The following is a 12,029-nucleotide window of genomic DNA, read 5'->3' as shown; positions in this document are numbered from 1 at the left end:
CGGAAAAACCGGCTTCACGCCAGTTCGTCCAGCAGTCGCAGCAAGGTTTCTCGTTTTTCGGCGCCCAAGCGGTCGATCAACCGCTGCTGCGCCGCTTCCCACGCCGGCAAGGCCGCTTTCAGACGTTCAATACCAGCCTCGGTGAGCATGACGATGCGGTTACGCATGTCTTCGCCCTCGACCAGCATTAGCAGGCCTTCGCCTTCCAGCACCCGCAGATTGCGCCCCAAGGTGCTGCGATCCAGCCCCATGGCCTCGGCCAACGTGGAAATACTCGGTTTATCCAGACGCTGCAGATTACACAGCAGAGAATACTGGGCGACGTTGATCCCGAAGCCATCGAGAGCGCCGTCGTAGTGCCTGCTGACGCCACGGGCGGCGCGACGCAGGTTGATGCATAAACATTGGGATTCGAGCATGGTGCGTGTATATACCCGCGGTTAAATGAAAGCAAGTTTCAAAATTAGTTTTGTAAGGTAGATCGCCATCGCGAGCAAGCTCGCTCCCACAGGGACCGCATCCCAATGTGGGAGCGAGCTTGCTCGCGATGAGGCCAAAACAGCCACCGCATCTCAATCAGGTCAACGTCAACCCCACCAGCACCGCGACCTCAAGGATTTCCAACAACGCCCCCGCCGTATCGCCCGTCGTACCGCCCAATCGGCGCAGCATCACTTGCCGCAGCCAGACAAACACCAGCGCCGCCAGCACCACTGCCAATACGCCGCTGAAACCGGCAATCAAAACGCAAGCCAACGCACTCACCGCCAACACCTGCGTACCCGCCAAACGCGGCAGATGATCGGCCAGCGCTTGCCCCAAGCCACCAGCGCGCACATAAGGCGTGGTCAGGAACAACCCCAACATCGCGCTGCGCCCGATCAACGGGACAATGATCAGGACAACGGCGTGTTGCTGCTCGATCAATGCCAGCAACGCGGCGAATTTGAGCAGCAACACCAGCACCAGCGTCACCACCGCAATCGGCCCGCTGCGCGGGTCCTTCATGATCGTCAAGGTGCGCTCGCGGTCGCCGAACCCACCGAGCCATGCATCGGCGCTGTCGGCCAGGCCATCCAGGTGCAAAGCACCGCTGAGCAAGACCCAAACCGTCAGCAACAGCGCGGCGTGAAGCAACAACGGGGTGCCGAGCAGCAGCCAGTTGAACGCCCACAAAATCGCGCCGAACAGCAGACCGACCAGCGGATAAAACAGCAACGACCGCCCCAGCTCCTGTGGTTCCGGCATGCCCGGCAGACGAATCGGCAGACTGCTCAAAAATTGCAGGGCGATCCAGAACGGCAACATGGTCAGAGCGCTTCCTTTAACAACAGGCCGGATTCGACCGTCAGCGAAAACACTGCGCCATGCCCGACTTCGACGTTGAGCAACTGCTCACGAGGCAATCCCCGCGCCTGAGCCAGCAACAAGCGCATGACCCCGCCGTGACTGATCAGCAACACCCGCTCGCCCGCGCAGGTAGCCTGCAAGCGCTCAACGGCTGCCAACACCCGCGTCGAAAAATCCACCACCGGTTCACCCTGAGGCGGCGTGAACGCATAAGGGTCGGCCCAGAACAATCCCAACGCCTCGGCATCGGTTTCCATCAGCGCGGCGGCGCTCTGCCCTTCCCAGGCGCCGAAGTGTAGCTCCTGCAGGTCCTTATCCAACTGCACCGGCAAACCCAACTGTGCGCCGAGTTCTTCGGCGAACCGCGCACACCGCTGCAGTGGCGAACTGACCAAACGATCCCAAGGCCCCTGCTCGATTACCGCCGCGCGCATCTGCGCCCAGCCCTTTTCAGTCAGCGCATCGTCGAGGCTGCCGCGCAAACCGCCACCGAGTTCGGTTTCACCGTGGCGCAACAGGTCCAGGCGCAAGGTCATGCCGGACGGTCCGCCACGGCGGCCTCGGCGAACGTCGCCATCTGCCCGTGAAGGTCGCACGCCAAACGCAGCAACGGCACGGCCAACGCCGCACCACTGCCCTCGCCCAGACGCAGGCCGAGGTCCAGCAGCGGTTCGGCGTTCAGGGTTTCCAGCACATGACGATGACCCGGCTCGGCACCGCGATGACCGAACAACAGCCACTGACGGCATTCAGGATTCAAGCGCACCGCGACCAACGCCGCGACGCTGCAAATGAAACCGTCGACCAGCACTGCGACGCCTTCCTGGGCACACGCCAGATACGCACCGACCAGTGCCGCGATTTCAAAACCGCCGAGGTTGAACAGGGTTTGCAGCGCATCGCCACGTTGAGCGCTGTGCAACGCCAAAGCGCGTTCGATCACTTGCGCTTTATGGCTGACACCCGCCGCATTCAAACCGGTGCCCGGCCCGGCCAGATGCACCACCGGGCAATCGAGCAAGGCACAGGCCAATGCGCTGGCCGCGGTGGTGTTGCCGATGCCCATCTCGCCACCGATAAACAACTGCGCACCCGCCGCGATGGCGCGCTGCACGCTGTCGCGACCGGCCTGCAAAGCGAGCTCGCCTTGAGCCGGCGTCATTGCCGGACCTTCGACGAAATTCGCCGTACCGGGGCCGATGTTCACGTGACGCACACCCGGCGAATTCAACGACGGCGTCACCGTGCCGAGGTCGACCACTTCCAGGGAGGCCCCGAGTTGCCGCGCCAACACGCTGATCGCCGCCCCGCCGCTGACGAAGTTGAGCAACATCTGCCCGGTGACTTCCTGGGGAAATGCCGACACCCCTTCAGCGACCACGCCATGGTCACCGGCAAAAATCGCGATCCACAACTGATCCAGACTCGGCTTGACCTGCCCTTGCAGCCCGGCCAATTGCACCGCCACCGACTCAAGCCGACCGAGGGAGCCGGCCGGTTTGGTCAGCTGCTGTTGACGGGCCTGCGCCTGCTCGACCGCTTGAGCATCGATCGGCTTGCACGGGTTCAGCCACCAGGATTGAGTCATAACGCAGTTCCTTTCAAAGTCAGGGGCAGGCCGGCGACGGTCAGGACGACTCGCTGACAGCGCTCGGCCAAGGCTTGATGCAGCCAACCGGCTTCATCGACATAGCGGCGAGTCAATTCGCCCAGCGGCACGACACCCATTCCGGTCTCGTTGCTGACAAAAATGATTTCACCCGGCAACGATGCCAGGCAGTCCAGTAGCGCTTCACGTTCGGCCGACAGACGCTCAGCGTCGTCGAGCATCAGCAGGTTGGTCATCCACAACGTCAGGCAATCCACCAGCAGGCAACGTTCAGCGCTGGCGGTTTCGCGCAGGACGCGGGCGAGTTGCAGAGGTTCTTCGATCAACGCCCATTCGGCTGGACGACGGGCGCGGTGATGGGCCACTCGCTCGTTCATTTCACCGTCCAGGGGTTGGCTGGTGGCGATGTAAGTCACTGCCAGACCGCTGTCGGAGGCGAGTTTTTCAGCCAGGCGGCTTTTGCCGGAGCGGGCGCCGCCGAGGATCAGTTGCAGCATGGTTCATTCCTTAAATGTGCGGTGAGCCGACTTCCGTCTTCGCGAGCAGGCTCGCTCCCACAGGTGATCGCATTCCAATGTGGGAGCGAGCCTGCTCGCGATGGGGCCGCAACAGCCACCTTAAATCCCGCAGAGCTCACGCAACAGTCGGGTATCCAGATGCTTCTCCACCAGATCCGCCAGCCGCTCGATATCGCGCTCACGTAACGCGTGATAATCCACGTCCTGCACCGCCTGCAAACCGGCCCAGCGCAACAGCGCACTGCACGCCGCGGGCGATTCAAACAAGCCATGCAAATAGGTACCGAAAATCTGCCCGTCCACACTTTGCGCACCGTCGCAGCGACCGTCGTCCAGCAGCACCGCGGCGTTTTCCAGCGCCGGTCCGGTGGTGACCCCGGCATGAATTTCATAGCCGCTGACCGGCGCGTCTTCCAGCGCCAGACGCCCGCGCACATTGCGCAATTGCTTCTCTTCTTCGAGCCGGGTTTCGAATGCCAACAAGCCCAGACCGGCGCTGGAACCCGGGGCGCCTTCGAGGCCCAGCGGGTCGTGGACCTGCTCGCCGAGCATTTGCAGACCGCCGCAAATCCCCAGCACTTTGCCGCCATAACGCAGATGACGACTGATCGCAGTGTCCCAGCCGTTGGCCCGCAGATACGCGAGGTCATTGCGCACGCTTTTCGAGCCGGGAAGAATTATCAGGTCGGCCGGTGGAATTGCCTGCCCGGGGCCGACAAATTGCAGATCCACCTGCGGATGCAGGCGCAACGGATCGAAATCGGTGTGGTTGCTGATGCGCGGCAGCACCGGCACCACCACTTTCAGGACGTGGTCGGCCTTGTCGGTCTGACGCTGATCGATGCCGTCCTCGGCTTCCAGGTGCAAGTCCATCACGTAAGGCAGAACGCCGATCACCGGTTTGCCGGTGCGCGCTTCCAGCCAGTCCAGCCCCGATTGCAGCAAAGCGATATCGCCGCGAAACCGATTGATGATGAAGCCTTTGACCCGCGCCTGCTCGCTGGGCGACAGCAGTTCCAGCGTGCCCACCAGATGCGCGAAAACCCCACCGCGATTGATGTCGGCAATCAGCACCACCGGACAATCCACGACTTCGGCAAAGCCCATGTTGGCGATGTCGCCGGCACGCAGATTGATCTCGGCTGGCGAGCCCGCGCCTTCGACCATGACCACTGGATACGCCGCGCTCAGTCGTTCATGAGAGGCCAGCACTGCTTGCATGGCGATGGCTTTGTAGTCGTGATACGCGACCGCGTTCATCGTCGTGACCGCGCGGCCATGGATGATCACTTGGGCGCCGGTGTCGCTGTTGGGTTTGAGCAGCACCGGGTTCATGTCGGTGTGCGGCTCAAGGTTGGCGGCCTGGGCCTGCACAGCTTGCGCACGACCGATTTCGCCACCGTCGGCGGTCACGGCACTGTTGAGCGCCATGTTTTGCGGTTTGAACGGTACGACGCTGACGCCCTGACGCGTGACCCAGCGGCACAACGCCGTTACCAGCGTACTTTTACCGGCGTCGGAAGTGGTGCCTTGAACCATCAAGGTAGTCATTGGGTTTCCTCAGCGTAGGCTTCGAACGCTTGCGCGAGACGTGTCCAGTCGGCTTCATCGGCGGGCAAGCCGAAACGCAGGCTGCTGTTGTGCGTGAACATTCGCAGCAGAATGCCGCGCCGGGCCATGAAGGCATGCAGCTCTTCGGCGCGTTCGGTGATCAGCCATTGGAACAAGGCGCAGCCGCCCTGTGGTTCGAAGCCGTGGTGTTCAAGCAGCAGCGCCAGACGTTTGCTGGCCTCTTCTGTGCGAACCCGTTGCCGGATATGCCCTTCGGTATCCAGCAGGCAGGCCTGACCCAGTACCCGCGTCGGCCCGCTGACCGCCCAAGGCCCGACTTGCTCGGCCAGCAACTTGAGCACCTTGCGCTCAGCCAGAACGAAACCCAGACGCACACCGGCCAGGCCGAAAAACTTGCCGAAGGAACGCAGCACGATCAACCCGACCTGATTGGCAAAAGGTGCCAGGCTCAGCTGCGGCGTGTTGTCCATGAATGCCTCGTCCACCACCAGCCAGCCACCGCGTTGGGCCAGCCGCGTGTGCCAGTCGAGCAAGCGACTGGGTGTCAGGCTCAGGCCGGTAGGATTGTTCGGATTGACCACCACCAGCACGTCGAGGCTGTCGAGAAAGAAGTCGACTTCCTGCTCCAGCACTTCACGCACGATGTAGCCATTGCGGCGCCACGCTTCGGCATGTTCGGCGTAACACGGCGAGAGCACGCCGACCTTGCCCGCCCGGCGCAAACGCGGCAGCAACTGGATCGCCATTTGCGAGCCGGCCACCGGCAGCACCTGGGCAGCGCCGTAATATTCACAGGCCGCCTGCTCCAGACCGTCATCGGTTTCCGGCAACCGCGCCCACGCCCGCAACGGAATCTCCGGGACCGGAAACGGCCAGGGCGCGAGGCCGCTGGACAGGTCGAGCCAATCGGCTTCGGCGATGCCGTAATCGAGCGCCGCCTTGCGTAACCGCCCACCGTGCTCAAGCATAAAATTCAGCCCCCACGCAGAGGATCAGCAACCATAACCATACCCCGCGCTGGACCAATTGCCAGCCGCGGTCGATGGAGTCGGCGTCTGCCGGTTCGCCTTCGCCCAATGGCGGACGCTGATGCAGTTCGCCGTGATAAATCGCCGCCCCGCCCAACTCGACGCCGAGCGCACCGGCACCGGCCGCCATCACCGGACCGGCATTCGGGCTGTCCCAGGTTCGGCCCTGGGTGCGCCAGCATTTCAGCGCCAGGCGGGTTTTGCCCAGCAGCGCGTAGGTCAGGGCCACCAGGCGTGCAGGAATATAGTTGAGGACATCGTCGATCTTTGCCGCGGCCCAGCCAAAACGCTCGAAGCGTTCATTGCGGTAACCCCACATCGCATCCAGCGTGTTGCTCAAACGGTAGAGCACCACGCCTGGCGCGCCGGCCACGGCAAACCAGAACAGCGCAGCGAATACCGCATCGCTGCCGTTCTCCAGCACCGATTCGGTGGCGGCGCGGGCGACTTCGGTCTTGTCCAGTTCGCTGGTCTGGCGGCTGACCAGATAACTGACCCGTGTGCGCGCCTCGTCCAGGTCATCACCGCGCAGCGCCTTGGCCACCGGCTCGACGTGTTCACCGAGGCTGCGCATGCCGAGGGCGCAATAGAGCAGGAGAATCTCGACGATCCAGCCGATGTAGGGCGCCCAGGAAAATGCGGTGGCCAGCAGGGTCAGCGGCAACACCGCGATCACCCAGGCAGTGACGCCATGGCTGCGCCAGCCGCGACCTTCACCATTGAAACGTTGCTCGATTCGGTCGGCAAAGCGGCCGAACGCCACCAGCGGATGCCAGCGTTTGGGTTCACCCAGCAGCGCATCCAGCGCAACCGCGGCGACACTCAACAACGCCACACTCATTGACTCACTCCCCAATAATTTTCATACAGCAGTTCACTGAGCGGACGCGCCTGCGCCCAGCCTTCGAGTACCAGCATCGGCGCCGGATAGAACTCCGTGACCGGCCCCAGGCAAAGAACGGCCAAGGGTTTGGCACCCGCGGGAAAACCCAACAGGTCCGCCAGGGCTTGCGGCTCGAACAGCGAGACCCAGCCCATGCCCAATCCTTCAGCGCGGGAGGCCAGCCAGAGGTTCTGGATCGCGCAGGAGAGCGACGCCATGTCCATTTCCGGCATCGTGCGCCGGCCGAAGATGTGACGCTCGCGATCGTCCATCAGCGCGGCGACCAGCACCTCGGCGCAGTCGTTGATGCCTTCGACTTTCAGCTTCATGAATTCGTCGGTGCGTTCGCCGAGGGCTTCGGCGGTGCGGATGCGTTCTTCTTCCACCAGTGACTGGATCTTGCCGCGCAGGGCTCGATCGCTGATGCGGATGAACCGCCAGGGCTGCATCAGGCCGACGCTCGGCGCCTGGTGTGCGGCTTCGAGCAGGCGCTGCAGCAACTCAGGCTCGACGGTGCCGCCGCTGAAATGACGCATGTCGCGGCGTTCGCCGATGGCTCGGTAGACCGCCGCGCGTTCGGCTTCGGAAAATGCGTTGTCGGTCATGGCCTCTTCGCGAGCAAGCCCGCTCCCACAGTGGAAGGTGTGCTATCTGAAGAAACGCGGTCCCCTGTGGGAGTGAGCCTGCTCGCGATGGCGTCCTTATGGTCAGGCACAAACAGCGCGGCAATCGCCGATGGATTGGACGGAAAATAAAAGTGCACATAAGAAGCCGTCATCCGCCCCTCACGATAAACCGCCTCCGCCCCACGCCCACCGTTCGGGCTCAGCCCACGAGCAATCGGCTCAAGTGCAGTGCTGGTCAACGAGTGGTGATACGTGTGCCCGCGCAACAAACCTTCCGGCAATTCGACGGCCTGCAACGCCAACGCGGCCAGACGCTTTTGCATCACCGCATTCCCCGTCAGCAAGCCGACCAGTTCAGCGCGAGTGCCCTCGACATCGGTCAACGAATCGAGCAGATACAGCATGCCGCCGCACTCGGCCAACAACGGCTTACCCGCCGCATGGTGAGCGCGGATTGCGGCCAGCATCGTGGTGTTCTGTGACAGCGCCACGTGATGCAATTCAGGATAACCGCCAGGCAGATAGAGGCTGTCTGCCTCCGGCAATTGCATGTCACGGATCGGCGAGAAAAACGACAACTCGGCGCCCATGGCCCGCAGCAGATCCAGGCTCGCGCCGTAGGTAAACGCAAAGGCTTCGTCCCGGGCCACGGCAATTCGCACACCGGCCAGCAAGGGTTCGGCTGCGATCATTTCAGGCGCGGCGAATTCCACAGCTGGTGGTAGAGCGACATCGCAACTGCTGGCCAAAGACTCGGCGGCGGCATCGAGGCGCAGGTCGAGATCGTTCAACTCACTGGCCTGAACCAGCCCGAGGTGCCGACTCGGCAATTCGATACCGGTTTCCCGGGACAGCGCGCCATACCAGCGCAAACCTTCAGTCAGACTGCCTTCGAGCAACTGCGCATGGCGCACGGTGCCGACGCGGTTGGCCAGCACACCGGCAAACGGCAAGTCCGGCTGATACTTCGCCAACCCCAACGCCAGGGCGCCAAACGTCTGGGCCATGGCAGTGCCGTCGATCACACCGAGCACTGGCACACCGAAGTGTCGCGCCAGATCAGCGCTGGACGGCGTACCGTCGAACAGCCCCATGACGCCTTCGATGAGGATCAGATCGGCTTCGCCGGCCGCTTCCCACAACAGTCGACGACTTTCCTGCTCGCCGACCATCCACATGTCCAGTTGATACACCGGCGCACCGCTGGCGCGCTCGAGAATCATCGGGTCGAGAAAGTCCGGCCCGCATTTGAACACGCGCACCTTGCGCCCCTGATTGCGATGCAAACGGGCCAGCGCGGCGGTGACGGTGGTCTTGCCCTGACCGGAGGCCGGTGCGGCAATCAATACCGCCGGGCATTGACGATGGCTATTCATAAAGTGCAGCTCACAACTCGACGCCTTTTTGCGCCTTGATCCCGGCCTGGAACGCGTGCTTGATCACGCCCATTTCGGTGACGGTGTCGGCCAGCTCGATCATCTCCGGCTTGGCGCCGCGACCGGTGACTACCACGTGCTGCATTGGCGGACGGGCCTGCAAGTCGCTGAGCACCTGATCGAGATCCAGATAACCGTGCTTGAGCGCGATGTTCAACTCATCCAGCACCACCAGGCCGATCGACGGATCACGCAGCAATTCGCGCGACACTGCCCACGCGGCTTCAGCGGCGGCGATGTCACGCTGGCGATCCTGGGTTTCCCAGGTGAAGCCCTCGCCCATCACATGAAAACGCACCTGCTCCGGGAAGCGCCGGAAGAACAGCTCCTCGCCGGTGCTGTTGCGCCCCTTGATGAACTGCACCACGCCACACTGCATGCCGTGGCCCATGGACCGGGCGAGCATGCCAAAGGCCGAACTGCTTTTGCCTTTGCCGTTGCCGGTCAGCACCAGCAGCAGGCCGCATTCATTCGGGGAATTGGCGATGCGTTCGTCGATCACGGCTTTTTTGCGCAGCATGCGCGCCAGATGACGTTCGTCACGATCGGGGGTATCAGTCATGGGGGAGCTCTCCGTTGAGGCTGGATAACGGCGGGCAGGCACAAGAATAGACGGCAACAAGCCTGGCATCGCCCACCGTGATGCCGCTGGATGGATCAGGCCGGTCTCCGGGCTCATGAGCGGCGATTTGCCTGACTGCGCGCCTTCCCATGTCGACGACACAGTGGCTCAAGGCGCAGTTTTTACTCATTTACCGTTGCGGGGGCAGCGCCGGGATCATGGCTCTTCGTCGCTTGAAGAGCGTCACTCACCGGCTTCCCTGTTTCACTCTGTCAACCAAGGTCACAGAGCACCTGAAACAAGCCGCGAAGGTTAGAGGGTTGGGGATGGAGCGTCAATTGAAGACGGGCAGCCTGGGAGCGAATAACTGCTGTCGATCAATTATCTGACGCCAATCTTGTGCCACACTCCCAGCAGTGATATCAAAGAGCCACAATCTCACAACACAATAACAAGGGTGAGCCACATGCAAGGCATGATCATCAGCAATCCGAAGCTGGAATTCCTGCGACCGGTGCTGGAACGCTGGTTTGACTGTATCGACCGCTACAACGCCGTGCGCGGCGATAACGAAACGCCTTACTGGTTCGATGAAAAAGCCAACCTGAGCCTGCTGTCCGCCGCAGCCTGGATGGCAGAGATGGTTACGCTGCAGCAAACACCAACTCGTAAACAGGTCGAAGAAGGCGAACGCAATGGCCGCGCCGATCTGTTTATCGCGACGAGCGAAGAACGCGCTTACCTTCAGGCGACCCAGCGCTGGCCACGGGTCAACAACCTGAACCTGACTCAAGCGTTGCAGGACATCACCAGCGAAGCCAAACGCATCAGTTACGCCAGCGACCTGAAACTCGGCTGCCTATTCGTCGCACCGCAAAAAGCCCAACAAAGCGCCACCCCGGAAGAACTCCAGGACATGGTCGACGACCTGCAAAAGGAACACACATGCGCGGTGGCCTGGTACTTCCCCTATGCCTATCGCAAGTTGCGCAATGAAGCCGGCAACTATCACCCCGGCATCGCCGTGCTGTTCAAGGAAGCCCGCGGCTGACCGGTTGAACCATCGCGCACTGCACTTCTCTATTGATTAGCTCACTGCATTCATAGGGAAGATCAGCATGCGCAAGCCTCAGCTCGCTCTCGTCATCGTGCTCGCCGGAGGGCTTGCCGCCTGTGGTGAAACCGCCAGGCTGCAAGTCTCCGACGGCACCGGCCCATCGCCCAAGCTGCCAGAACCGAACAAGACCCTGATCCCGACGGTGAACATCGCCCCGGCGATCGGCTGGCCGGACGGCGCAAAACCTATCGCCGCGACAGGAACTCAGGTGGTGGCTTTTGCCGAAGGCCTCGATCACCCGCGCTGGCTCTACGTGCTGCCCAACGGCGACGTGCTGGTCGCCGAAACCAACGCACCCGCCAAACCCGATGCCGGCATTCGTGGCTGGATCATGGGCAAAGTCATGGGCCGTGCCGGCGCCGGCGTACCGAGCCCGAACCGCATCACGCTGCTGCGGGACAAGGACCACGACGGCATCGCCGAAACCCGTACGGTGTTCCTGGAAAACCTCAACTCGCCCTTCGGCATGACCCTGGTCGGCAATGACCTGTACGTCGCCGACACGGACCGCTTGCTGCGCTTCCACTATGAAAACGGCGAGACGGCGATCAAGTCACAGCCGATGAAGGTGATCGACCTGCCGGGCGGGACGCTGAATCACCACTGGACCAAAAACGTTATCGCCAGCAAGGACGGCAGCAAGCTGTACGTCACCGTGGGCTCGAACAGCAACGTCGGTGAAAACGGCATGGATCAGGAGGAAGGTCGCGCGGCAATCTGGGAAGTGGATCGCGCCACCGGTAATCATCGGATCTTCGCCTCGGGGATTCGTAATCCAAACGGCCTGGCCTGGGAACCTCGCAGCGGCGCATTGTGGACAGCGGTCAATGAGCGCGACGAAATCGGCAGCGATTTGGTGCCGGATTACATCACTTCAGTGAAGGACGGCGGGTTTTACGGCTGGCCTTACAGTTATTACGGTCAGCATGTCGATGTTCGCGTCAAGCCGCAAAACCCCGACCTGGTGGCCAAGGCCATTGCGCCGGACTACGCGGTCGGCCCGCATACCGCCTCGTTGGGCCTGACGTTCGCTGAAGGCAACAGACTGCCGGCGCAATTCAAGGAAGGAGCATTCATCGGCCAGCATGGGTCATGGAACCGTAAACCGCACAGTGGCTACAAAGTGATTTTCGTACCGTTCAGCGCAGGGAAACCGAGCGGGCCGCCGATTGATGTGCTCACTGGCTTCCTCAATAACGAGGAAAAAGCCATGGGCCGGCCGGTGGGTGTAGTGATTGATCAGCAGGGGGATTTGTTGGTGGCGGATGACGTGGGCAACAAGGTGTGGCGCGTGTCGGCGGCTCAATAACTGCAATACACATCAACTG

13 protein-coding genes and 1 riboswitch are annotated in these 12,029 nt (G+C 62.1%); of the genes, 2 read left to right on the top strand and 11 right to left on the bottom strand.

Features of this window, described 5'->3' with window-relative positions; translation table 11 throughout:
• Positions 1–14 precede the first annotated feature (14 nt).
• The 11 genes from BLW70_RS13650 to cobO all read right to left on the bottom strand — a co-directional run bounded on the left by BLW70_RS13650 (position 15) and on the right by cobO (position 9,584).
• A complete protein-coding gene (locus tag BLW70_RS13650; RefSeq protein ID WP_074874719.1) occupies positions 15–419 on the bottom strand; it encodes a MarR family winged helix-turn-helix transcriptional regulator in 405 nt (134 codons plus the stop codon).
• Between the two features lie 157 nt (positions 420–576).
• Entirely contained in the window at positions 577–1,308 is a 732-nt protein-coding gene (locus tag BLW70_RS13645; protein WP_074874717.1) for an adenosylcobinamide-GDP ribazoletransferase, read from the bottom strand.
• A 2-nt stretch (positions 1,309–1,310) separates the two neighbouring features.
• A complete protein-coding gene (gene cobC / locus BLW70_RS13640; RefSeq protein ID WP_074874716.1) occupies positions 1,311–1,886 on the bottom strand; it encodes an alpha-ribazole phosphatase family protein in 576 nt (191 codons plus the stop codon).
• A complete protein-coding gene (gene cobT / locus BLW70_RS13635) occupies positions 1,883–2,938 on the bottom strand; it encodes a nicotinate-nucleotide--dimethylbenzimidazole phosphoribosyltransferase (protein ID WP_074874714.1) in 1,056 nt (351 codons plus the stop codon). Before cobT ends, cobC begins: the two co-directional genes overlap by 4 nt.
• Complete coding sequence (cobU, locus tag BLW70_RS13630) at positions 2,935–3,456, bottom strand: bifunctional adenosylcobinamide kinase/adenosylcobinamide-phosphate guanylyltransferase (protein WP_074874712.1); 522 nt, start codon at positions 3,454–3,456, stop codon at positions 2,935–2,937. Before cobU ends, cobT begins: the two co-directional genes overlap by 4 nt.
• Before the next feature lie 120 nt (positions 3,457–3,576).
• Complete coding sequence (locus BLW70_RS13625) at positions 3,577–5,028, bottom strand: cobyric acid synthase (protein ID WP_074874711.1); 1,452 nt, start codon at positions 5,026–5,028, stop codon at positions 3,577–3,579.
• A complete protein-coding gene (gene cobD, locus BLW70_RS13620) occupies positions 5,025–6,017 on the bottom strand; it encodes a threonine-phosphate decarboxylase CobD (RefSeq protein WP_074874709.1) in 993 nt (330 codons plus the stop codon). The genes BLW70_RS13625 and cobD overlap by 4 nt, the downstream gene beginning before the upstream one ends.
• The gene (gene cbiB, locus BLW70_RS13615; protein ID WP_074874707.1) at positions 6,010–6,918 is read right to left on the bottom strand and encodes an adenosylcobinamide-phosphate synthase CbiB; all 909 of its coding nucleotides are present in this window, start codon (positions 6,916–6,918) and stop codon (positions 6,010–6,012) included. The genes cobD and cbiB overlap by 8 nt, the downstream gene beginning before the upstream one ends.
• On the bottom strand, positions 6,915–7,565 hold the full coding sequence (gene bluB / locus BLW70_RS13610) for a 5,6-dimethylbenzimidazole synthase (protein WP_074874705.1): 651 nt from the start codon (positions 7,563–7,565) through the stop codon (positions 6,915–6,917). Before bluB ends, cbiB begins: the two co-directional genes overlap by 4 nt.
• Complete coding sequence (locus tag BLW70_RS13605) at positions 7,562–8,962, bottom strand: cobyrinic acid a,c-diamide synthase CobB (protein WP_074874703.1); 1,401 nt, start codon at positions 8,960–8,962, stop codon at positions 7,562–7,564. Before BLW70_RS13605 ends, bluB begins: the two co-directional genes overlap by 4 nt.
• 10 nt (positions 8,963–8,972) lie before the next feature.
• Positions 8,973–9,584, bottom strand: coding sequence for a cob(I)yrinic acid a,c-diamide adenosyltransferase (cobO, locus tag BLW70_RS13600; protein WP_074874701.1), 612 nt, complete (start codon positions 9,582–9,584; stop codon positions 8,973–8,975).
• Positions 9,585–9,665: 81 nt separating this feature from the next.
• Positions 9,666–9,896: riboswitch (cobalamin riboswitch) on the bottom strand.
• A 154-nt stretch (positions 9,897–10,050) separates the two neighbouring features.
• Between cobO and BLW70_RS13595 the strand changes: the two genes are divergently transcribed.
• Together BLW70_RS13595 and BLW70_RS13590 are read left to right on the top strand one after the other, a co-directional pair.
• Complete coding sequence (locus tag BLW70_RS13595; protein ID WP_074874699.1) at positions 10,051–10,635, top strand: hypothetical protein; 585 nt, start codon at positions 10,051–10,053, stop codon at positions 10,633–10,635.
• A 67-nt stretch (positions 10,636–10,702) separates the two neighbouring features.
• On the top strand, positions 10,703–12,010 hold the full coding sequence (locus tag BLW70_RS13590; RefSeq protein ID WP_074874697.1) for a PQQ-dependent sugar dehydrogenase: 1,308 nt from the start codon (positions 10,703–10,705) through the stop codon (positions 12,008–12,010).
• Positions 12,011–12,029 lie beyond the last annotated feature (19 nt).

Origin of the sequence: Pseudomonas frederiksbergensis (assembly GCF_900105495.1) — a bacterium.
Lineage (GTDB): Bacteria > Pseudomonadota > Gammaproteobacteria > Pseudomonadales > Pseudomonadaceae > Aquipseudomonas > Aquipseudomonas frederiksbergensis.
The sequence above is the reverse complement of the archived record's forward strand: the minus strand, read 5'-3'. Positions and strand labels throughout refer to the sequence as shown.

Excerpts from the sequence above, each read along its gene's own strand:
- BLW70_RS13650 (WP_074874719.1), bottom strand. The coding sequence starts at position 419 with ATGCTCGAATCCCAATGTTTATGCATCAACCTGCGTCGCGCCGCCCGT.
- BLW70_RS13645 (WP_074874717.1), bottom strand. The coding sequence starts at position 1,308 with ATGTTGCCGTTCTGGATCGCCCTGCAATTTTTGAGCAGTCTGCCGATT.
- cobC (WP_074874716.1), bottom strand. The coding sequence starts at position 1,886 with ATGACCTTGCGCCTGGACCTGTTGCGCCACGGTGAAACCGAACTCGGT.
- cobT (WP_074874714.1), bottom strand. The coding sequence starts at position 2,938 with ATGACTCAATCCTGGTGGCTGAACCCGTGCAAGCCGATCGATGCTCAA.
- cobU (WP_074874712.1), bottom strand. The coding sequence starts at position 3,456 with ATGCTGCAACTGATCCTCGGCGGCGCCCGCTCCGGCAAAAGCCGCCTG.
- BLW70_RS13625 (WP_074874711.1), bottom strand. The coding sequence starts at position 5,028 with ATGACTACCTTGATGGTTCAAGGCACCACTTCCGACGCCGGTAAAAGT.
- cobD (WP_074874709.1), bottom strand. The coding sequence starts at position 6,017 with ATGCTTGAGCACGGTGGGCGGTTACGCAAGGCGGCGCTCGATTACGGC.
- cbiB (WP_074874707.1), bottom strand. The coding sequence starts at position 6,918 with ATGAGTGTGGCGTTGTTGAGTGTCGCCGCGGTTGCGCTGGATGCGCTG.
- bluB (WP_074874705.1), bottom strand. The coding sequence starts at position 7,565 with ATGACCGACAACGCATTTTCCGAAGCCGAACGCGCGGCGGTCTACCGA.
- BLW70_RS13605 (WP_074874703.1), bottom strand. The coding sequence starts at position 8,962 with ATGAATAGCCATCGTCAATGCCCGGCGGTATTGATTGCCGCACCGGCC.
- cobO (WP_074874701.1), bottom strand. The coding sequence starts at position 9,584 with ATGACTGATACCCCCGATCGTGACGAACGTCATCTGGCGCGCATGCTG.
- BLW70_RS13595 (WP_074874699.1), top strand. The coding sequence starts at position 10,051 with ATGCAAGGCATGATCATCAGCAATCCGAAGCTGGAATTCCTGCGACCG.
- BLW70_RS13590 (WP_074874697.1), top strand. The coding sequence starts at position 10,703 with ATGCGCAAGCCTCAGCTCGCTCTCGTCATCGTGCTCGCCGGAGGGCTT.